We start from the raw sequence: 20,185 nt of genomic DNA on the forward strand, positions 1-20,185 counted from the left end.
CGGCACTCCAGCCGCCCGCCCACGCTTCGGCCTGCCCATTTTCCGATTCCGATTCCGACTCCGATGGAGATGTCATGTCCTCGCCCCCTTGGTACCGGTCGGCCCGACCGGCCTGGCGGAGCGGTCGCAGACGGGCCGCGCTGATACTCGGCCTGGCCCTGTCGATCGGCCTGCTCCCGCAGTACGCCCCGCAGGCAAGCGCCGCCGACGGCCTGACCCAGCCCAAGACCCAGACGAACCTTGACGACCCGGTCCGGGGCAAGAACGCCAAGGCCAAGACACTCAAGCAGACCGACGAAGCCGGGAAGGCGGCGGTCAAGCAGGCCGACGAGACGCACTGGCCGAAGGCGGGCAGCGCCGAGGTCGAGCTGTCCGGGAAGGCGACCGAGGCGGAGGGGCTCCCCCTCACCGCGAAGGCGGCTGCCAAGGGCGCCGACTCCGTCCGCGTAGAGGTTCTCGGCCGCAAGGCGACCGAGGCCGCAGGCATCGACGGCGTCCTGTTCACGGTCGCCCGCACCGACGGCGAGACCACCAAGGGCGCCGCTCAGGTCACCCTGGACTACAGCGACTTCGCGGATGCCTACGGCGGCGGCTATGGCTCACGCCTCCGGCTCGCCCAGTACCCGGCGTGCGTCCTGACGACGCCGGAGAAGAAGGGCTGCTCGACACCGACGTACCTGAAGAGCAGCAACAACGCCGAGAAGCAGACGATCACGGCGACGGTACAGGCGGGCGGTGACACGTCGGGCGCGCAGACGCAGCTGCTGCGCAGCGCCGAGTCGGCCACCGCCTCCGCCACCGTCCTCGCGGCCACCGCGAGCAGCGGCGGCGACGGCGGCGACTACAAGGCGACCAGCCTGGCACCGTCCTCCGAGTGGGGCGTGGACACCTCGTCCGGCGCCTTCACCTGGAACTACCCGATGACGGTCCCGCCGGTCCCCGGCGGCGCGCAGCCGACCGTCGGCCTGAGCTACAACTCCCAGTCGATCGACGGCCAGACCGCCACGACGAACAACCAGGGTTCGTGGATCGGCCAGGGCTTCTCCTACGACCCCGGCTACATCGAGCGCAGCTACAAGGGGTGCGCCGACGACGGCCACGACGACACCAACGGCGACCAGTGCTGGGCGTTCGACAACGCCACGCTCTCGCTCACCGGCGGTGCCTCGGGTCAGATCATCAAGGACGACACGACCGGCGAGTGGCGGATCAGCTCCGACGACAACTCCAAGGTCGAGCACCTGACCGGCACCACCAACGGTGACAACAACGGCGAGTACTGGAAGGTCACGACCTCCGACGGCACCCAGTACTTCTTCGGCCTCAACCGTCTGCCGGGCTACGCCAGCGGCAACGAGGAGACCAGCTCCACCTGGACCGAGCCGGTCTACGGCGACGACTCCGGCGAGCCCTGCTACAACTCGACCTTCGCCGACGCCTACTGCACCCAGGCCTGGCGCTGGAACCTCGACTACGTCGTCGACCCGCACGGCAACGCCATGTCGTACTACTACGGCACCGAGACGAACTACTACACGCAGGGCCTGAAGACCACGGAGAACGGCAAGTCCTACATCCGCGGTGGCTACCTCAAGCGCATCGACTACGGCCAGCGCGCGGGCAGTGTCTACTCCACCAAGCCGGCCGCCCAGGTCGTCTTCACCACCGCCGAGCGCTGCATCGGCTCCCTGACCGACTGCGAGGCCTCCGACCTCACCGACGACACGGCCGCCGACTGGCCGGACGTGCCGTGGGACCAGAACTGCAAGGCCGACACCAAGTGCGAGGGTCAGAACTCGCCGACGTTCTGGACCCGCAAGAAGCTCACGAAGATCACCACGCAGATCCGCACCGGTGACTCGACGTACTCCCCGGTCGACGTGTGGAGCCTGTCCCACGTCTTCACCGACAACGGCGACGGCTCCAAGTCCCTGTGGCTCAACGCCATCGACCACACCGGCAAGGTCGGCACCGACGTCTCGGTCCCGTCCGTGGAGCTGTACGGTCAGCAGCTGGCCAACCGCGTCGATGAGACCGGCGACAACCTGCAGCCGTTCTACCGCTTCCGCCTCTCCGCGGTGAAGAACGAGAGCGGCGGCACGCTCAGCGTCAACTACGCGGCCCCGCAGTGCACCACCAGCAACCTTCCGGCCGAGGACTCCTCCACCAAGCGCTGTTTCCCGGTGAAGTGGAACCCGCCGGGTGCCACGGACCCGATCGTGGACTGGTTCCACAAGTACGTCGTCGAATCGGTCGTCCAGACCGACCTGACCGGCGGCAACGCCGACCAGGTCACGACGTACACCTACCTCGGCGACGCGGGCTGGCGGAAGACGCCGGCCGACGGCATCAGCAAGTCCGAGTACCGCACCTGGGGCGACTGGCGCGGCTACGGCCGGGTCCGGGTCGTCACCTCCGACGGCACGAACTCCGCGTCCAACACCAAGACCGAGCACGTCTTCTTCCGCGGCCTCGACGGCGACGTGGACAAGGACGGCAACAGCCGCTCCGCCACCGTGACCGACTCCGACGGCGTCTCCTACGACGACTCCGACTGGAAGGCCGGCCAGGAGCTGGAGACGATCACCTACAACGGCTCCGACATCACGCAGCGATCGGTGACGGTACCGCGGACGGCGGTGACCGCGACCCAGACCGAGGACTTCGGCACCCGCAAGGCCCGCTATGTGGCGCGGGGTTCGGCCGACACGTATGTCGCGCTCGCGTCCGGCGGCTGGCGCCACACGAAGTCCACCACCACGTACGACGACTACGGCCGTGCCGTCCAGGTGGACGACGACGGCGAGGTCGGCGTCGCCGACAACGAGTGCACCCGCACCGAGTACGCGGACAGTACGAGCCTGCACCTGTACTCGTACGTGTCGCGGGTGGAGAAGGTCGGCGTCGACTGCGCGAGCACCCCGGACCGCAGCAAGGACGTCATCTCCGACGACCTGACCTACTACGACGGGGCGACGACGCTGGGCGCGGCCCCGACGAAGGGCGACCCGACCACGGTCAAGCGCCTGCAGTCGCACAACGGCACGACGGCGACGTACCAGACGACCGCCGTGACCACGTACGACGACTACGGACGTCCGCTGGTGGTGAAGGACGCGCAGACGGCGTCCTCGTCGACGGCGTACACGTCCTCCACGACGTACACGGACACCTACGGCCTGGCGACCAAGGAGATCACCACCAACCGGCTCGGCTGGACGACGTCCACCGAGTACGCCCCGCAGTGGGGGCTGCCGAGCGCGAAGGTGGACCAGAACAGCAAGCGCACCGAACTCGCCTACGACGGCCTGGGCCGCCTGACCTCCGTCTGGCTCCCGGACCGCATCGGGCTGACCGCATCGATCAAGTACGAGTACCTGATCCGCAACACCGCCCCGACCGCCATCCACACCCTGAAGATCGAGAACGACGGAACCTCGTACGGCAGCGAATGGTCGCTGTACGACGGCTTCCTGAGGCCTCGCCAGGAACAGACGGAGGGCGCGGACGGCGGCCGCATGGTCGCCGACACGCTGTACGACGGCTCCGGCCGCATCGTGAAGTCGAACGACACCTACTACGCCTCGGGCGCCCCGTCCTCGACGCTCTTCGAGCCGGTCAACGCCGACCTCGACGCCCAGACGGTGACGGAGTACGACGGCGCGGGCCGCACCACGGCGTCGGTCTTCAAGGTCCAGGGCACGGAGAAGTACCGCACGACGTACACGTACGGCGGCGACCGCGTCACGACCACGCCTCCCACCGGCGACACCAAGACGACGGTCGTGAAGGACGCCCGGGACCGGACGTCGACCCAGATCGAGTACCCGACGGACGGTGACGCGGTCACCACGTCCTACGGCTACGACGACGCGGGCCGGCTGACGAAGGTCACGGACGACGCGGACAACGTGTGGTCCTACACCTACAACCAGCTGGGCCTGAAGCAGACGGCCGAGGACCCGGACACGGGCTCCTCCTCGTACACCTACGACGAGCTGGACCGGCAGACCTCGGCCACGGTCAACGGCGACAAGACGTCGACGGTCTACGACGAACTGGGCCGCGAGGTCTCGACCTGGCAGGGCGAGGCGACCACCGGCACCAAGCTGTCGGTGACCAAGTACGACACGGCCGTCAAGGGCGAGCTGTACGGCGTCTACACCTACAAGGACGGCGCGGTCTACTCGTCGGTGACCTACCCGGTCCTCGACGCGGACAACGACTACAAGCCGACCTCGACGAAGTACTACCTGTCGAAGACGGCGGAACCGCAGCTGGGCGGGACGTACGAGTACACGACCCAGTACAACGACGACGGCACGGTACAGGGCGAGGGCCTGCCGGCGGCGGGTGACCTGTCGGGGGAGGCGCTGTCCTACTCCTACGACGACCTCCAGCGCCCCGTCGGTGTGAACACCTCGCTGTCCGGCGGCAGTTACGTCACCGACGCCTCGTACTCCCCGACGTCGAACCTGGAGCAGATCGAGCTGTCCACGGGCGTCTCCTCGACGCCCAAGACGTGGATCACGAACACCTACGAGCAGGGCACCGACCGCCTGACCAACTCGCGGGTGGACGTGGAGGGCGCGTCGAGCGTCGCGTACGACGCGGACTACACGTACGACGCGGCCGGTGACATCCTCTCCATCGCGGACACGCCGAGCGGTGGCGCGAGCGACGTGCAGTGCTTCACGTACGACGGTCTGCGCCGGCTCACCGACACCTGGACGTCGTCGGTGACGTCGAACGGCGCGTCGGGCACGGGCGGCACGGACGCCGCGTGCTCGTCAGGGGCGTCCTCCTCGACGGTCGGCGGGACGTCCCCGTACTGGACCGAGTACGGCTACGACTCGATCGGCAACCGCACCAGCGAGGTGCGGCACGGGCTGAACGGGACGGCGACGTCGAGCCGGACGTACAAGTACGGCGAGACGGGCTCCGGCCCGGACGGTTCCGCCTCCGGCCCGCACACGGTGTCGTCCGTCGTCGAGAACACCGAGGCGACGAGCACGACCCCGGAGGTCACCTCCCAGGACACCTACACCTACGACGCGTCCGGCAGCACCACCACGCGCGTCCTGTCCGGCGACACACAGACGCTGGGCTGGGACAAGCAGGGCGAGCTGACCACGGTCACGAACGCCGACAACTCGGTGACGTCGTACAAGTACGACGCGGCCGGTGAGCGGATTCTCCGGGACACCCCGGACGAGAAGACGTTCTACCTGCCCGGCATGGAGCTGCACCTGGACAAGTCGACGTCCAAGGTGACGACGACGCGCTACTACGGCTTCGGCGGCACGACGGTCGCGATGCGGGAGGCGGACGGCGTCCACTTCCTCGCCTCCGACCACCAGGGCACGGCGGAGCTGGCGGTCGACGCGACGACAGGTACGACGACGCGCCGCCGATCGGACCCGTTCGGCAACGCGCGGGACGAGTCCTCGTCCTCGTCCTCCGGCTGGGTCAACGACAAGGGCTTCGTGGGCGGCACGATCCAGGAGTCCACGGGTCTGACCACGCTGGGGGCACGCGAGTACGACGCGGACACGGGCCGGTTCATCTCGGCGGACCCGGTCGTCGACTACACCGACCCGCAGCAGATCAACGGCTACGCCTACTCGAACAACAACCCGGTCACCTTCAGCGATGCCTCGGGCCTGCGGCTCGCGGACTGCGTCGGCGGCTGGAACGAGTGCGGACCGGGCCCGTCGAAGCACCGGGGCGCGGTGGACACCCACGACAGCGGCGGCTCCGTCACGGACAACACCGGCGGCACCTACACCGAGGCCGACGCGAAGGCCGACCTCGCCCGCGACGCCGAGAAGGAGGCCAAGCAGCGCGCCATCGCCATCGCCAAGGAACTCGGCAAGATCATCGCCGACGAACTGGGCATCACGGACGCGCTGGACTGCTTCACGACAGGAAGCCTGGGCTCCTGCGGCGCGACCGCCGCGAACGTCGTCACGTCGCTCATCGGTGGCGGCCCGGTCGGCAAGCTGGTCTCGAAGTACTGGTACCGCGTCGACAAGGCGTACGCCCTGGGCAAGCGCATCGTCGGACTCGGCAGGAAGCTGTGGGACGGCTTCAAGGACTGGAGGAAGAGCAAGAAGGCGGCGGAGGCGGCCGGGGAGGCCGCGGAGTGTGTGGTCAAGAAGCCGAACAGCTTCACGCCCGGCACCCGGGTGCTGATGGCTGACGGCTCGACCAAGAAGATCGAGGACGTCGACATCGGGGACAAGGTCCTCGCCACCGATCCGGAGACGGGCGAGACCAAGACCGAGACGGTCACCGCCGAGATCAAGGGCAAGGGCCTCAAGCACCTGGTCAAGGTCACGATCGACCTCGACGGGGAGAAGGGTTCGAGGACGGCTTCGGTCACGGCCACGGACAAGCACCCCTTCTGGGTGCCCGAGCTCGGCGCATGGCTCAAGGCCACGGACCTCACGTCCGGGGACTGGCTGCGCACCAGCACGGGCACCATGGTCCAGGTCACTGCGGTGCAGCGCTGGACGGCTCTTGACGCCACGGTGCACAACCTCACGGTCAGTGAGCTGCACACCTACTACGTGGTGGTGGGAACCACTCCCGTACTCGTCCACAACTGTCCTACAGGCGGTGATGACGCCGCTGAAGAGTTGGTTCGGATGCGGCACTACACCAATGCCCGGGGGAAGGCGGGCATCAAGCAGAGTGGCGTCATTCGCGCGAGCGACCAGAACAAGGTCTTCATGGTTCCGGCCAAGGGGAAGCCGTGGAGCCCCCGTGATGCCGAGGCCAAGCTGGGGATCGGGCGCGGCCGAGGAAACCACGTGCTTGAATTCGACGTGCCGGCCGGGCGAGTAAAGTCGAGATACAATGCGACGATGGGCATCACGGAATGGGTTGCGGATGGCGATCTCGCGGTTCAGAATATTCGAGTGGTGAGGTGACGGGCGTGACCCAGAGCATTCCAGTGGAGCTGGCGGGATTCACCGACCTGTTCCGAGACCTGGAGGAGTACGTGGTCTCTCTGGATCGAGTACTGTCACGCATCGGAGCAGGCGAAGATCCCCACATACTCCTTGAGTATGTGGTGGAGTACGGTCTCCCCGCACGACTGGCTCGAGCCCGTGAATTTGTGGGCGATTCTCTGGAGAGCGTCATCGGAGCGGATGCCCTGGAGGAAATCGCCGAACAGGTAGAGGGGTATAGAGACCGAAAGTGAGGCGGGTAGCCCCGTTGAAATTCTGACGTCGGATTTTCGACGAGGCTCCGGAGGGCCCACCAATAGTGATATTGGTGGGCCCTTTCCGATTTCTCGGGAAACCTCGGAAATTAATCCGTCCGGCATCTGAACGTGGCGCCCGCGCGAGTCCGGCATACCACTGTCGTGGCCGAGTGCACATCAGGGGCGTCCATATGAGCCGGCCGAGGCACGGCACGCTGCATCACATCGAGCTGTAGGCCAGGGAGCACGTCACGAGCATGGATTTGCGGTGCGGGCTTCGGAGGGTGACTATCAGGCGCGCGAGTTGGCCGGGGCCGGTGGTGAGGATCGTGTCGGGTTCGTCGCTCTCGCGGAAGGCATTCATGCTCACCGTATCCCCGTCGAAGTGCGAAGCGTCCCCAACTTGGGCGTACGCCCTCCAACTGCTCCACGATCCACGAGCCGCGCGCATCGACCGCGTCACCCTGCGTGCCGTCCTTGCCAGGCGCGGTGTCGCCCAACTCGCGGACACCGCCGAGCTCTTGGCCTCGGAACTCGTCACCAACGCCTACCGTCACTCCACCGGCCCCGCCACCCTCCGCCTCCGTGCCCTGCCCGGCACCCGTCTGCGCGTGAGCGTGTGGGACGCCAACCCGCACATTCCGCCTCCCTTCGACAAGAGTCGAGGCGCGCTCCGGCCCGTCCCGACCGAGGCGGACCGCGGGCGCGGGCTGTTCCTCGTATGCCATTACGCGGACGCGTGGGGCGGCTACCCGCTCGGGGGCGATTTCTTCGGGCGGGGCGGGAAGCTGCTGTGGTGCGAGGTGGGGGTGCAGACCGTGGACCGGACGGCTGCGGCATGAGGGCGGTCGAGGAGCGGGCGACCGGAGTGGCCCAGCGCTATCGTAGGAAGGGCGACACGCTCTGTAACCAATGGAGGACCGTGGTGACCACCATGACCGAGCGCCCGGCGGCCATAGACGTTCCTCCGGCCGGAACCTTCGAGGACATGCTCCGGATCGTCGAGGAGCTGAACACGCCTGCCGGCTACAAGGCCGAGCTCATCCGGGGGAAGATCGTCGTGTCGCCGTGGTCGAAGTTGCGCTACCTGCGTCCCATGCGAAGGCTGCGCGCACAGGTAGAGGCCCATGCTCCCGAGGGGCACGTCACTGAGACCTCGCCCTTCCTCTTCGTGTTCCCTCCCTCCGAGCGAGGGTTCGGCCCCGATCTCTTCGTCGCCGACGAATCCGCCTTCGACGCCGATGGCCGTCACGCCGACGGCGCCGCCCTCTCCCTCGTGGCCGAGCTGACCTCGGACTCCACCAAGGACGTGGACTGGCTCGACAAGCTGGACACGTATGGGCGGATCGTGCCCGTGTATCTCCTGCTCGACATGAAGATCCAGGAGATCAGCGCGTTCTGGGACCCCTCTCCCAAGGGGTACCGGTCCCGCACGAACATCCCCTTCGGGCGGCCGCTGCACGTGCCCGCGCCCTTCGACTTCGAGCTGGACACGTCGGAGTTCACCCTCCCTGAGCCGGAAGCCGGTACTTCCCCGGAGTGACGCCGAACTCCCGGCTGAACGCGTGGGAGAGAGCGTACGGACTGCTGTATCCGGCCTCGCGCGCCACCGAAGCCAGTGGCGCGTCGGAGTCCCGGAGCAGCGCCGCCGCCAGGGTCAGCCGCCACCAGGTGAGATACGCCATCGGCGGCCGGCCCACGAGGGCGGTGAAGCGGCGGGCCGGCGTGGCGCGGGAGACGCCCGCCTCGGCGGCCAGACGGTCGTTGGTCCAGGGCGCCGCCGGGTCGGAGTGCAGGGCGCGCAGGGCGGCGGTGGCCACCGGGTCGCTCAGCGCCGGCCAGGCGCCCGCCTCCGCCTCCGACATCCACGCGCGGATCATGCGGTACGGGGGTGATGGAGGTGCGGCGACAGGGCGGCACGTTCGCGCCCGTCCCGTGGGCGGGGTAGGCCCGCGTCGACAAGGAGGCGTCCCGCACGGTAGTCATGGGGCATGAGTGACGGCGGCGAACACCAGGGCGGCGGACGTCTGGTCGGCGGGCGCTACCGGCTGATCGAGCGCATCGGCTCCGGCGGCATGGGCACCGTATGGCGGGCGCTCGACGAGCTGGTGGAGCGGGAAGTCGCCGTCAAGCAGCCGCGGTTGCCCGGTGACCCGGAGGACGTGAGCCGCCAGCGGGCCGCCCACCGTCTCTACCGCGAGGCCCGGGCCGCCGCCCGGGTCGATCATCCCTCCGCCGTCTCCATCTACGACGTCGTCGTGGAAGAGGAGGACGGACTGCCCTGGATCGTCATGGAGTTGGTCCGCGGGGAATCCATGCACGAACTGCTCCAGCGCGGGCCCCTCGAACCCGCCGAGTCCGCCCGAGTCGGCCTCGCCGTCCTCGGCGCCCTGCGGGCCGCGCACGCCGTCGGCATCGTCCACCGCGACGTGAAGCCGGCCAACGTGCTGCTGGGACGCCATGGCCGCGTCGTCCTCTCCGACTTCGGTATCGCCCATGTCCAGGGCGAGGAATCCCTCACCGTCAGCGGCGAGTTCATCGGCTCGCTGGAGTTCATCGCGCCCGAGCGGATGTCCGGCCGGGGCGCCGGCCCCGCCTCCGACCTGTGGTCGCTCGGCGTGCTGCTGTACGCGGCCGTCGAGGGCTGGTCCCCGTTCCGCCGTACGACGCTGGAGTCCACGCTCGCCGCGATCCTTGCCGCAGAAACGCCCGAGCCGAAGCAGGCGGGGCCGCTCGGGCCGCTCATCGTGCGGCTGCTGGAGAAGGACCCCGAGCGTCGGCCGGACGCGGAAGAGGTCGGTACGGTACTGGAGGCGGTGGCGGAGGGGTGGCCCGGGCCGGGCGTGGCACGCGGGGTGGCCGCGGAGCCCCAGGACGCCTCCGACCTGACGGAGTTCGGCGACGACGCCGGGACGGTACGGCTGGGAGCGCCGCCGGCGGAGGCCGCACGCGGTACGAACCCGGACGACCCCGCACACGTACCGGCCCCCTCTTCCAGACGTGTGCGGGGTCGGGCCCACGAGCCGCAGCCGTCCACCGCATCGTCTTCCGGGCCCGAGCCCCAGATCACCACCCCACCCGAGCCGCAGACCCCCACCGCACCCACCCCGGCGCCGAAACCCCGCCGCCGCCTCGCCATCCCCGTTCTCCTCGCCACCGCCCTTCTCGCGGGCGCCACCTGGCTGGGCGTCTCCTACCTCGGCGACCCCGACAGCGGAGCTGTCACGGAGTACTCCGGTACCTACGTCCCGCTGGACAGCGCAGATCCCACCACCTCCGCCCCCGAGACCTGGACCACCCACCCCGAGAAGGCCATGGACGCCCTCCTCTCCCTCCCGGCCGGCTACACGGAGTTCGCCCGGCAGGGCGGCGCGCACTCCCAGCCCCGCCTGGTGGTCTACTCGGCCGGCAGCGTCGACGTCCGCCTCACCCAGTGGGACAAGGCCCCCCGCTCCCCGATGGGCCAGGCGCAGGAGGCGCACGACGGCTGGGACTCCTACGACGGGGACGCGCGGACGCAGTACACCCGCACCAGCTTCCACGGCGACGAGGCCGTCCTCGCCGACACGACCTACAGCCTGGGCCGAGTCATGGAGCTGATGATCCGCACCGACGACGACCGCATGTACGAGCTGCGCGTGGACATGCCCAAGGGCACGGCCGACGAGAAGAAGGGCACCGCGGTCTTCAAGGGCGCCCGCGACCGCCTCGAGATCGGACGTGACTGAAGCGTGGCTGATCACCGCCGCACAACGGCCTGATCAGCACGTTCGTTGCCAGTGATCACTGGCGATGTGTGAGCACTCGGTGAATCCCGATTACCGACGGGTACCCAAAGTTTCCGCTCCGGCATACCCTGCGGCTCATGACGGACTCGCAGGCCCCGGAGAAGACCGGCACGGGCACACCCGAACAGACCGGAACCAACCCTCTCGCCCCCGCTCCCACGGGCGCCCGTACCGCCGCCGACGTGGTCACCCCCGAGCTGGTCGCCCAGCTCACCAAGGGTGTGGTCGGCTCGGGCCGGACCGCCAACCACACGCCGTTCACCGGCGAGAAGCTCGCCGACCTGCCCGAGTCCACCCCCGAGGACGTGCGAGAGGCCTTCGAGGCGGCCCGTGCCGCCCAGGCCGTCTGGGCGCAGACTCCGGTACGGCAGCGCGCCGCCGTCCTGCTCCGCTTCCACGACCTCGTCCTCGCCCGCCAGGCCGAGGTGCTCGACCTGATCCAGCTGGAGACCGGCAAGGCACGCCTGCACGCCCACGAGGAGGTGCAGGCCGTCGCCGTCGCGGCCCGCCACTACGGCCGCAAGGCCCCCGCCTACCTCAAGCCCAAGCGGCACGCGGGCGCCATGCCCACCCTCACCAAGGTCACCGAGCTGCGCCACCCGCGCGGTGTCGTCGGCCAGATCGCCCCCTGGAACTACCCCCTCGAACTCTCCGTCGGCGACGCGCTCCCGGCCTTCGTCGCGGGCAACGCCGTCGTGATGAAGCCGGACACCGAAACGTGTCTCACCGCCCTGTGGGCCCGGGACCTCCTCATCGAGGCCGGACTGCCCGCCGAGGTGTTCCAGGTCGTCATCGGCGACGGACCGGTCGTCGGCCCCGAGGTCGTCAAGCACGCCGACTACGTCTCCTTCACCGGCTCCACCCGCACCGGCCGCGAGGTCGCCCAGGGCGCCGCCGCCCGCCTGGTCGGCGTCTCCCTCGAACTCGGCGGCAAGAACGCCATGCTGGTCCTGGCGGACGCCGACATCGAGAAGGCCGCCGCGGGCGCCGTCCGCGCCTGCTTCTCCTCCGCCGGGCAGCTCTGCATCTCCATCGAGCGGTTGTACGTCCACGAGTCGATCGCGGACGCCTTCCTCGAGCGCTTCGCCGCCCGCACCAAGGCCATGCGGCTCGGTACGTCCCTCGCGTACGGCGCCGACATGGGCTCCCTGGTCGGCGAACGCCAGCTGGAGACCGTCAAGCGGCATGTGGAGGAGGCCGTCGCCAAGGGCGCGAAGGTCGTCGCCGGCGGGGTCGCCCGCCCGGACATCGGCCCGTACTTCTTCGAGCCCACCATCCTCGACGGCGTCGAGGCCCCCATGTCCGTGTGCACGGAGGAGACCTTCGGCCCGGTCGTCTCCCTCTACCGCTTCACGTCCGACGACGAGGCGGTCGAGCACGCCAACTCCACGCCGTACGGCCTGAACTCCTCCGTCTGGACGAAGGACAGCCGGCGCGGCCGCGCGGTCGCCGCCCGCCTGCGCACCGGCACGGTCAACGTCAACGAGGGCTACGCCCCTGCCTACGGCAGCGTCCAGTCGCCCATGGGCGGCATGAAGGACTCCGGCCTCGGCCGCCGTCACGGCTCCGAGGGCATCCTCAAGTACACCGAGGCCCAGACGGTCGCCCAGCAGCGACTGCTGCCGATGGCCCCCTCGCTGGGGATGGACGACGAGAAGTACGCGGAGTTCATGAGCCGCAGCCTGCGGCTGATGAAGGCGTTCCGTTTCCGCTAGACCCCGCCGTACACCGGCAGTTCTCAACGAGGAGAGCACGTGTCACAGGAGAACTCTGTCCGCACGCAGGACGACGACCCGGGCCCCGGCGACGCGGGCTACGACGACCCGGGCCACGACGACTCGGACTACGACTACGACGTCATCGTCGTCGGCTCCGGCTTCGGCGGCTCCGTCACCGCCCTGCGCCTGACCGAGAAGGGCTACCGCGTCGGAGTCCTGGAAGCCGGCCGGCGCTTCACCCGGGAGTCCCTGCCCAAGAACTCCTGGGACCTGAAGAACTACCTGTGGGCCCCCAAGCTCGGCATGTACGGCATCCAGCGCATCCACCTGCTGGGCAACGTCATGGTCCTGGCCGGCGCAGGCGTCGGCGGCGGCTCCCTCAACTACGCCAACACCCTCTACGTACCGCCGAAGCCCTTCTTCGACGATCCCCAGTGGCGTGACATCACCGACTGGCAGGAGGAGCTGGAGCCGTACTACGACCAGGCCCGCCGCATGCTCGGCGTACGGCTCAACCCGACCATGACCCCGTCCGACGTCCACCTCAAGGCGGCGGCGCAGCGGATGGGCGTGGGCGACACCTTCCACATGGCGCCGGTCGGGGTGTTCTTCGGGGACGGCCAGGACGCCGGCGGCGAGGCGAAGGCCAAGCCCGGTGAGCAGGTGGCCGACCCGTACTTCGGCGGGGCGGGCCCGGCGCGCAAGGCCTGTACCGAGTGCGGCGAGTGCATGACGGGCTGCCGGCACGGCGCGAAGAACACCCTCAACGAGAACTACCTCCACCTCGCCGAGAAGGCGGGCGCGGTCGTGCACCCCATGACCACGGTCATGTCCGTCACGGACGACTCGCGGGGCGGCTACGCGGTCGCCACGCTCCCCACGGACCGGAAGAAGAAGGGCGAGGGCCGCACCTTCACGGCCCGCCGGGTCGTCCTCGCCGCCGGTACGTACGGCACCCAGACGCTGCTGCACCGCATGAAGGCGGGCCGGCAGCTGCCGTACATCTCGGAGAAGCTGGGCGAACTGACCCGCACCAACTCCGAAGCGCTGGTCGGCGCCCAGACCGACAACCGCCGCTACCGCAGGGCCACCGGCGAACCGAAGGTCGACTTCACTCGCGGGGTCGCCATCACGTCCTCGGTCCACCCCGACGAGAACACCCACATCGAGCCGGTCCGCTACGGCAAGGGCTCCAACTCGATGGGTGGCCTGTCGATCCTCCAGGTGCCCTATGTGGAGGGCTCGTCGCGGGTGGGCGCCTGGCTGGCGAACGCGGCCCGCCATCCGCTTCTCGTCCTGCGCTCCCTCTCCAACCGCCGCTGGTCGGAGAAGACCATCATCGGCCTGGTCATGCAGTCCCTGGACAACTCGCTGACCACATACCTGAAACCGTCCGGCGTCGGCAAGGGCCTGCTCACCGCCCGGCAGGGCCACGGCGCCCCCAACCCCAAGCAGATCAGGGCCGCGTCCGAGGCGGCGTCGGCCGTCGCCGCCGAGATCAACGGCTTCGCGGGCTCGAACGTGGGCGAACTGATGGGCACCCCGCTCACCGCCCACTTCCTCGGCGGCTGCCCGATCGGCGCCACCCGCGAAACCGGCGTCATCGACCCCTACCACCGCCTCTACGGCCACGCCGGCATCTCGGTCGTCGACGGCGCGGCGGTCTCCGCGAACCTCGGCGTGAACCCGTCCCTGACGATCACCGCCCAGGCCGAGCGCGCGATGTCGTACTGGCCCAACAAGGGCGAGGCGGACCCGCGCCCCGCGCAGGGAGCCGCGTACGAACGTCTGCAGCCGGTCGAGCCGAAGTCGCCGGCGGTCCCGGCGGAGGCGTTCGGCGCGCTGCGGCTGCCCTTCCTGGGAGTGCCGGTGGTTCCGCCGAAGCCGAAGGAGTAACCAGAAACGGGAAGGGACCTGAGCCCCCCTCCGAGCCCAGGTCCCTCTCCGCTGCCGGCGTCACGCGCCACGTCTTACGCGTCACGCGGTCCCGCCGTACGTCTCACTCCGTACGTCTCACTCCGTACGGCGTGACTCCGTACGTCGCTTCGTACGGCGTGACTCCGTACGTCGCTTCGTACGCCTCACGCCTGCGCGTCGACCTTCCGGCGCCGCACCATGAACAGCGCACCGCCACCGGCCACGACGGCGACACCGCCGACCAGGCCGATCACCGGGAGGGCGGAGCTGGAGCCGGTCGAGGCGAGGCTGCCCGTGGCCGGGATCTCGTCGGCGCCGCCCTGCGGCTGCTTGCCGCCGGCCGGCTTGTCGCCCTTGCCCGGCTTGGCCTCGCCCGGGTCGTCGTTGCTGCTGCCGGGCTTGAGGACCGTGAACTCGTAGAGAGAGTAGGAGCTGTGCACGCAGTTCTTCTCGGCGTCCACGTATCCGCCCAGGCCCACGGTGAAGCCGTCACCGGCGGGAGCCTTGGCGGTGATGTCGACGCGCAGCTTGATGCCGACGGTCTCCTTGGGGCCGAGCTCCGTCTCACCGAAGTAGAAGCCGTTGCCGATCTCGTCAGCGATCGACTCCCAGGCCTTGGTCTTCGGGTTGAAGTACTCGATCTTGGCGTAGGTGCCCAGCCAGTCCTTCTCGTCGTCGCTCAGCGAGTCGTTGTCGATGATCGCGAGCCACTGCACCGTGCCGAGCGACGTGTCGCTGTGGTTGGCGGCGGTGAGCTTGAAGTTGTGCCAGCCGCTGCCCGCGACGATCTTGCCGGGCAGGCCGTCGACGGAGAGGCTCAGCTGGGAGTCGGCGTCGACGCCGTCCTCGTCGACCGGGCAGTCCTCGGGCCACTCGGACGGCTCGCCGCTGGGCGTGGCCGTCGTCGATGTGCTGGAGCTGCTGCTGGCCGTGCCGGTGCCGGCCACGGGGGCCTTGTCGGAGTCGGCGTCGGAGCCGGTGTCGGCGGCGGTGTCGGAGCCCGAGCCGCTGTCGTCGCCGGCCGAGTCGTCCTCGCCGGCCGCGGAGCCACTGTCGTCGCCGGCGGTGTCCTCGCTGCCGGCCGCCTGGCTGCTCTGGTCCGCCGCAGGGGTGCTCTCGTCGGAGGTGGGAGTGCTCTGCTCCGCCGCCGGGGCGGTCGTGGATGTGTCGGGAGTGCCGTCCGACGCGAAGGCGACGGGGGCCGACAGCAGGGCGAGCGGCGCTATGACCGCTGTCGCGGCCGCGGTGGCCAGAGCTCGGCGAATCTTCATGAAGACCTCGGTATGTCCGTGGCGCTGCGACTCGTGCTATCCCGGTTCACAGCAGGCATGGGGGGAGGCCTTCCGCGTGTGGGGCGCGGGATGGCCCGTGTTACGGCTGGTTTGATTCGCGACGCCTGTGAATGGTTGTACGCCGTTCACAGGTTTTTGAGTGCCGTAACCTCTCCTCCTCGACAGCCGACCGGAGCTGACTCAGAGAAAGGCACGCGGCGCCGTGGCCGACAGACCGTCCGAAGAGCCGAGACCCGGTTCCGGGGAGTCCATACCCGACGAGGTGTGGGAGAAGTTCGTACGGGACACCGAGGGCAAGATTCGTGACTCGGCGCCGAAGGAGCCGTCCGCGCGGGCCCGCATGGTCACCGCAAGGCTGCGGGAGCAGGAGGCGCGGGGGGAGTTGCCCGAGGGGTGGCGCACCGGGTCGGCGGCCTGGCAGGAGACGAACAGGCGGGCGGCCCGGCGCCGGAAGCTGTGGGCGGTTCTCGGTGTGCCCGTCGCTATCGCTGTGGCCGTGGTCGCGGTGCGGCCGTCGCTGCTGCCGGGCGATCCCTTCGGCACGGCGGAGTCGCAGGCCGCCGCGGCACCGCTTCCGCCCGAGACCGCGGCCCCGACCGCCCCGCCGGAGTCGGCGGATCCTGAGACCCCGACCCTGGACAATCCGTTCGCCGGTTCCCCGGCCCTGCGCTGGGCCGAGGGTGAGGCGGGCATCGTCGTGCCGAAGGCGACACCGGTCGGATCGCTGTCCGAGGCGCAGGTGGGGCAGGCGCTCCAGCAGACCAGGCAGCTCCTGGTCGACGCGAACCTCGACCAGGCCACCCTGCGTGGCGGGCGCCCGGAGACCGCGCTCGCGGTGATCGATCCCCGGCAGACGGACCTGCTCGGCCGGCTGGACAGGTCGCTGCGCAAGCCGGACAAGGACCACGACCCGCTGTTGATGTTCAGCCGCTTCGACCCCGACGAGCTGCGGCCGGTCGGTGACGTGGTCAAGACACGTGGGCGCATGACGTTCAAGGCGGGCAAGCGTGCCTCCGTCGTCGTGCACGCCGACTACACCTTCGTCTACCCGGTGGTGCGCACCGAGGACGGCGCGAGCGAGGTGGCCCGCACCATCGTGCGCCGCGTGCTCGACGTCGAGCTCTCCGACCCGGCGAAGTACCAGGTCACCCCGGGGAAGATCGCCGTCGTGAGGTACGACCAGGAGATCGGCAACTCGGCCTGCGACGTCTACGACGGCTATCTCCACCCCCAGTTCTCGACGGCCGAGCCCACGGGCGCAGCCCCGACCGGCCCGACCACGGACCCGTACGACCGCAGCCAGGACATCGACACGAACCGCGAGGAGGGCTGCGGGACGGTTTCCCGCACCTGACCCGACCCCCCGCGGCATGAGGTGCCCCCGGCATGAGGTGCCTGGCCCTTACACGGGGGCGGACATGGCGAAGGGCCCCGCGGACGGAGTCGCGGGGCCCTTCTTCCGTCAGCACCGACGTCAGGGCAGCGCCGGTGCCTGGGAGCGGCGCCGGGGGGTTGCGCCGCTTGCCATGAACCGCCCTCGAACCGCTCCCGGTCGGCGCCCCGGCGCACTCGGGGCGCACGGCTGGTCTCGACCTCTGGCGATCGGGCAGTGCCATGCCGTGCCATGCAATGCCGTGCAATGCAGTTGTCTGCGGCGGGACTTGGGGGGTTTCGGCGAAGCTTGGGGAGGACTTGGGTGGGGACTCGGGGCTTTCTACGCATCGTGCTGGATGGACGCGGCCTCCGCAACCGTTTCACCCGGCATTGTGCATGTTGCATTTCCCGCCGGTCGGCCCCGGGCGTCCCCGGAGCCGACCGTTCTCTTGGGTGACCGGGCTGCTGTCCCCTGCCGTCCGGTCACCTCCCTGGAGCGAGGTCCCACGACGCACGGCACGATCCGTACGCCTCAGCGCTCCAGCAAGCCACGCGTGGGCTTTCGGGCCCGCCCCTGGCTGGCACGGACACCGGGACCAACGAAGCGGTTCGAGAGGCGGTCACGCGCCGTACGGGTGAGAACGGGCCCGAACTCAGATACGACCCCGGCACAGCTCCAGGAGCAACATCGCGAGAGACGTACCGGGCTTGCCCAGCGCCTCCCTGTAATGGCCGAGGATCTCCATCTCGCGGGAGAGGTTCACGCGCCGGCCGCCAGAGGCGATCCGCGCCTCCTGGATGACGGCGGAGACGGCCACCCGTTCCTGGACGAGACCGATGATCCGGTCGTCGAGGGCGTCGATGCGCTCACGGGCACCGGTGATCACGTCGGCGGCCTCGTCGGTCCGGGCGCCGGTCTTGTCGAGTACGTCGGCCATGGTGGGGCTCCTCATCGGTTCGGGTGCGGTGTGGTGCCCCGGAGCGGCAGGACCCGGAAACGCCAGACGCCCCGGGCCTTGTCGGCCCGGGGCGCCTGGGAAGTCGCTTGTCAGTTGCTCAAGCAGCACGACCATGGCAGCCGGTGGGCCGGTTGCCATAGGTAAAGACGAAGGTCGTGTGCGTGAGCATGGGATCAGTATGCCACGGCGCCTTCTGCCCGGCCGGGTCGGGTGGCGGGTGTCACAGGCCGGGGGCCAGGGGGGAACTCCCAGTACACGGGAGGTGACCCACTCGCACCCCGGTAGAATTGGTGCCGAGACCCCCCGCCCAGCCGCCGGAAGGCAACCCGTGTCATCAGCGACTCCCGCTGCCGCCGCCCCCGACACCGTCCTGGTCGTCGACTTCGGCGCGCAGTACGCCCAGCTCATCGCCCGCCGCGTCCGCGAGGCCCGGGTCTACAGCGAGATCGTGCCCAGCACCATGCCGGTCGCGGAGATGCTCGCCAAGAACCCGGCAGCGATCATCCTCTCCGGCGGCCCCTCGTCGGTCTACCAGGAGGGCGCCCCGACCGTCGACCGCGCCCTCTTCGAGGCCGGCGTCCCGGTCTTCGGTATGTGCTACGGCTTCCAGCTGATGGCGACGACCCTCGGCGGCACGGTCGACAACACCGGCGCCCGCGAGTACGGCCGTACGCCCCTGCACGTCAGCAAGCCCGCCTCGACCCTCTTCGAGGGCACCCCGGACGAGCAGTCGGTGTGGATGTCGCACGGCGACGCCTGCTCCGCCGCGCCCGAGGGCTTCACCGTCACGGCCTCCACGGACGTCGTCCCGGTCGCCGCGTTCGAGAACGACGAGAAGAAGCTGTACGGCGTCCAGTACCACCCCGAGGTGATGCACTCCACACACGGCCAGCTGGTGCTGGAGCACTTCCTCTACCGTGGCGCGGGCCTCACCCCCTCCTGGACCACCGGCAACGTGATCGAGGAGCAGGTCGCCGCGATCCGCGAGCAGGTCGGCGACAAGCGCGCCATCTGCGGCCTGTCCGGCGGCGTGGACTCCGCCGTGGCCGCCGCCCTCGTGCAGAAGGCCATCGGTTCCCAGCTGACCTGCGTGTACGTCGACCATGGTCTGATGCGCAAGGGCGAGAGCGAGCAGGTCGAGAAGGACTTCGTGGCCTCGACCGGCGTGCAGCTGAAGGTCGTGGACGCGGAGGAGCGGTTCCTCAACGCGCTCAAGGGTGTCTCGGACCCCGAGGAGAAGCGGAAGATCATCGGCCGCGAGTTCATCCGGGTCTTCGAGCAGGCCCAGGCGGAGATCATCGCGGACGAGGGCCCCGAGGTCGCCTTCCTGGTCCAGGGCACGCTCTACCCGGACGTGGTCGAGTCCGGTGGCGGCACCGGCACCGCGAACATCAAGTCCCACCACAACGTGGGCGGCCTCCCCGAGGACCTGGAGTTCCAGCTCATCGAGCCGCTCCGCAAGCTCTTCAAGGACGAGGTGCGGATGGTCGGCCAGGAGCTCGGCCTCCCGGACGAGATCGTCCAGCGCCAGCCCTTCCCCGGCCCCGGCCTCGGCATCCGTATCGTCGGCGAGGTCACCAAGGACCGTCTCGACCTCCTTCGCGAGGCCGACGCCATCGCCCGCGAGGAGCTGACGGCGGCCGGCCTCGACCGCGACATCTGGCAGTGCCCGGTGGTCCTGCTCGCGGACGTCCGCAGCGTCGGCGTCCAGGGCGACGGCCGCACCTACGGCCACCCGATCGTCCTGCGCCCGGTCTCCTCCGAGGACGCGATGACCGCCGACTGGTCCCGCCTCCCGTACGAGGTCCTCGGGAAGATCTCCACCCGCATCACGAACGAGGTCCGCGACGTCAACCGAGTCGTCCTCGACGTGACCTCGAAGCCCCCGGGCACCATCGAGTGGGAGTAAGCCCCTTTACGGGGT

General features: G+C 69.6%; 12 protein-coding genes and 1 pseudogene. 9 read left to right on the forward strand and 4 right to left on the reverse strand.

What is annotated here, in order from left to right:
• Window positions 1-74: 74 nt before the first annotated feature.
• A complete protein-coding gene (locus ABT114_RS17940) occupies window positions 75-6,935 on the forward strand; it encodes an HYD1 signature containing ADP-ribosyltransferase family protein (protein WP_351143519.1) in 6,861 nt (2,286 codons plus the stop codon).
• Between the two features lie 5 nt (window positions 6,936-6,940).
• Window positions 6,941-7,210: a hypothetical protein gene (locus ABT114_RS17945; protein ID WP_351143521.1), complete on the forward strand. Its 270-nt coding sequence runs from the start codon at window positions 6,941-6,943 to the stop codon at window positions 7,208-7,210.
• Between the two features lie 223 nt (window positions 7,211-7,433).
• Here the strand turns inward: ABT114_RS17945 and ABT114_RS17950 are convergent, their stop codons facing one another.
• Window positions 7,434-7,577 (reverse strand): hypothetical protein, encoded by a 144-nt coding sequence (locus tag ABT114_RS17950; protein WP_351143523.1) that lies wholly within the window; start codon window positions 7,575-7,577, stop codon window positions 7,434-7,436.
• Here ABT114_RS17950 and ABT114_RS17955 point away from each other — a divergent pair.
• Entirely contained in the window at window positions 7,576-8,055 is a 480-nt protein-coding gene (locus ABT114_RS17955) for an ATP-binding protein (protein WP_351143525.1), read from the forward strand. The genes ABT114_RS17950 and ABT114_RS17955 overlap by 2 nt on opposite strands.
• 92 nt (window positions 8,056-8,147) lie before the next feature.
• Complete coding sequence (locus ABT114_RS17960; protein ID WP_351143747.1) at window positions 8,148-8,756, forward strand: Uma2 family endonuclease; 609 nt, start codon at window positions 8,148-8,150, stop codon at window positions 8,754-8,756.
• On the opposite strand, the pseudogene ABT114_RS17965 reads toward ABT114_RS17960, so the two are convergent.
• A pseudogene (locus ABT114_RS17965) lies at window positions 8,716-9,093 on the reverse strand (helix-turn-helix transcriptional regulator); the annotation flags it as partial. The gene ABT114_RS17960 and the pseudogene ABT114_RS17965 overlap by 41 nt on opposite strands.
• Window positions 9,094-9,204: 111 nt before the next feature.
• On the opposite strand from ABT114_RS17965, the gene ABT114_RS17970 reads away from it, so the two are divergent.
• The 3 genes from ABT114_RS17970 to ABT114_RS17980 all read left to right on the forward strand — a co-directional run bounded on the left by ABT114_RS17970 (window position 9,205) and on the right by ABT114_RS17980 (window position 14,615).
• On the forward strand, window positions 9,205-10,941 hold the full coding sequence (locus ABT114_RS17970; protein WP_351143530.1) for a serine/threonine-protein kinase: 1,737 nt from the start codon (window positions 9,205-9,207) through the stop codon (window positions 10,939-10,941).
• Window positions 10,942-11,078: 137 nt separating this feature from the next.
• On the forward strand, window positions 11,079-12,716 hold the full coding sequence (locus tag ABT114_RS17975; RefSeq protein ID WP_351143532.1) for a succinic semialdehyde dehydrogenase: 1,638 nt from the start codon (window positions 11,079-11,081) through the stop codon (window positions 12,714-12,716).
• Window positions 12,717-12,755: 39 nt separating this feature from the next.
• The gene (locus ABT114_RS17980) at window positions 12,756-14,615 is read left to right on the forward strand and encodes a GMC family oxidoreductase N-terminal domain-containing protein (protein ID WP_502988336.1); all 1,860 of its coding nucleotides are present in this window, start codon (window positions 12,756-12,758) and stop codon (window positions 14,613-14,615) included.
• A gap of 185 nt (window positions 14,616-14,800) precedes the next feature.
• Here the strand turns inward: ABT114_RS17980 and ABT114_RS17985 are convergent, their stop codons facing one another.
• Window positions 14,801-15,907, reverse strand: coding sequence for an LPXTG cell wall anchor domain-containing protein (locus ABT114_RS17985; RefSeq protein ID WP_351143534.1), 1,107 nt, complete (start codon window positions 15,905-15,907; stop codon window positions 14,801-14,803).
• A 223-nt stretch (window positions 15,908-16,130) separates the two neighbouring features.
• Here ABT114_RS17985 and ABT114_RS17990 point away from each other — a divergent pair, with 223 nt between their 5' ends.
• Entirely contained in the window at window positions 16,131-17,282 is a 1,152-nt protein-coding gene (locus ABT114_RS17990; RefSeq protein WP_351143536.1) for a hypothetical protein, read from the forward strand.
• A gap of 673 nt (window positions 17,283-17,955) precedes the next feature.
• On the opposite strand, the gene ABT114_RS17995 is transcribed toward ABT114_RS17990, so the two are convergent.
• Window positions 17,956-18,255 carry a chorismate mutase gene (locus ABT114_RS17995; RefSeq protein ID WP_351143538.1) on the reverse strand — a complete coding sequence of 100 codons (300 nt, stop codon included), beginning with the start codon at window positions 18,253-18,255 and terminating at the stop codon, window positions 17,956-17,958.
• Between the two features lie 334 nt (window positions 18,256-18,589).
• Between ABT114_RS17995 and guaA the strand changes: the two genes are divergently transcribed.
• Window positions 18,590-20,170 carry a glutamine-hydrolyzing GMP synthase gene (guaA, locus tag ABT114_RS18000; protein ID WP_351143540.1) on the forward strand — a complete coding sequence of 527 codons (1,581 nt, stop codon included), beginning with the start codon at window positions 18,590-18,592 and terminating at the stop codon, window positions 20,168-20,170.
• Window positions 20,171-20,185: the final 15 nt, after the last annotated feature.

Origin of the sequence: Streptomyces sp. NPDC002088 (assembly GCF_040296605.1) — a bacterium.
Lineage (GTDB): Bacteria > Actinomycetota > Actinomycetes > Streptomycetales > Streptomycetaceae > Streptomyces.

Excerpts from the sequence above, each read along its gene's own strand:
- ABT114_RS17960 (WP_351143747.1), top strand. The coding sequence starts at position 8,148 with ATGACCGAGCGCCCGGCGGCCATAGACGTTCCTCCGGCCGGAACCTTC.
- ABT114_RS17940 (WP_351143519.1), top strand. The coding sequence starts at position 75 with ATGTCCTCGCCCCCTTGGTACCGGTCGGCCCGACCGGCCTGGCGGAGC.
- ABT114_RS17995 (WP_351143538.1), bottom strand. The coding sequence starts at position 18,255 with ATGAGGAGCCCCACCATGGCCGACGTACTCGACAAGACCGGCGCCCGG.
- ABT114_RS17985 (WP_351143534.1), bottom strand. The coding sequence starts at position 15,907 with ATGAAGATTCGCCGAGCTCTGGCCACCGCGGCCGCGACAGCGGTCATA.
- ABT114_RS17950 (WP_351143523.1), bottom strand. The coding sequence starts at position 7,577 with ATGAATGCCTTCCGCGAGAGCGACGAACCCGACACGATCCTCACCACC.
- ABT114_RS17955 (WP_351143525.1), top strand. The coding sequence starts at position 7,576 with ATGCTCACCGTATCCCCGTCGAAGTGCGAAGCGTCCCCAACTTGGGCG.
- ABT114_RS17975 (WP_351143532.1), top strand. The coding sequence starts at position 11,079 with ATGACGGACTCGCAGGCCCCGGAGAAGACCGGCACGGGCACACCCGAA.
- ABT114_RS17970 (WP_351143530.1), top strand. The coding sequence starts at position 9,205 with ATGAGTGACGGCGGCGAACACCAGGGCGGCGGACGTCTGGTCGGCGGG.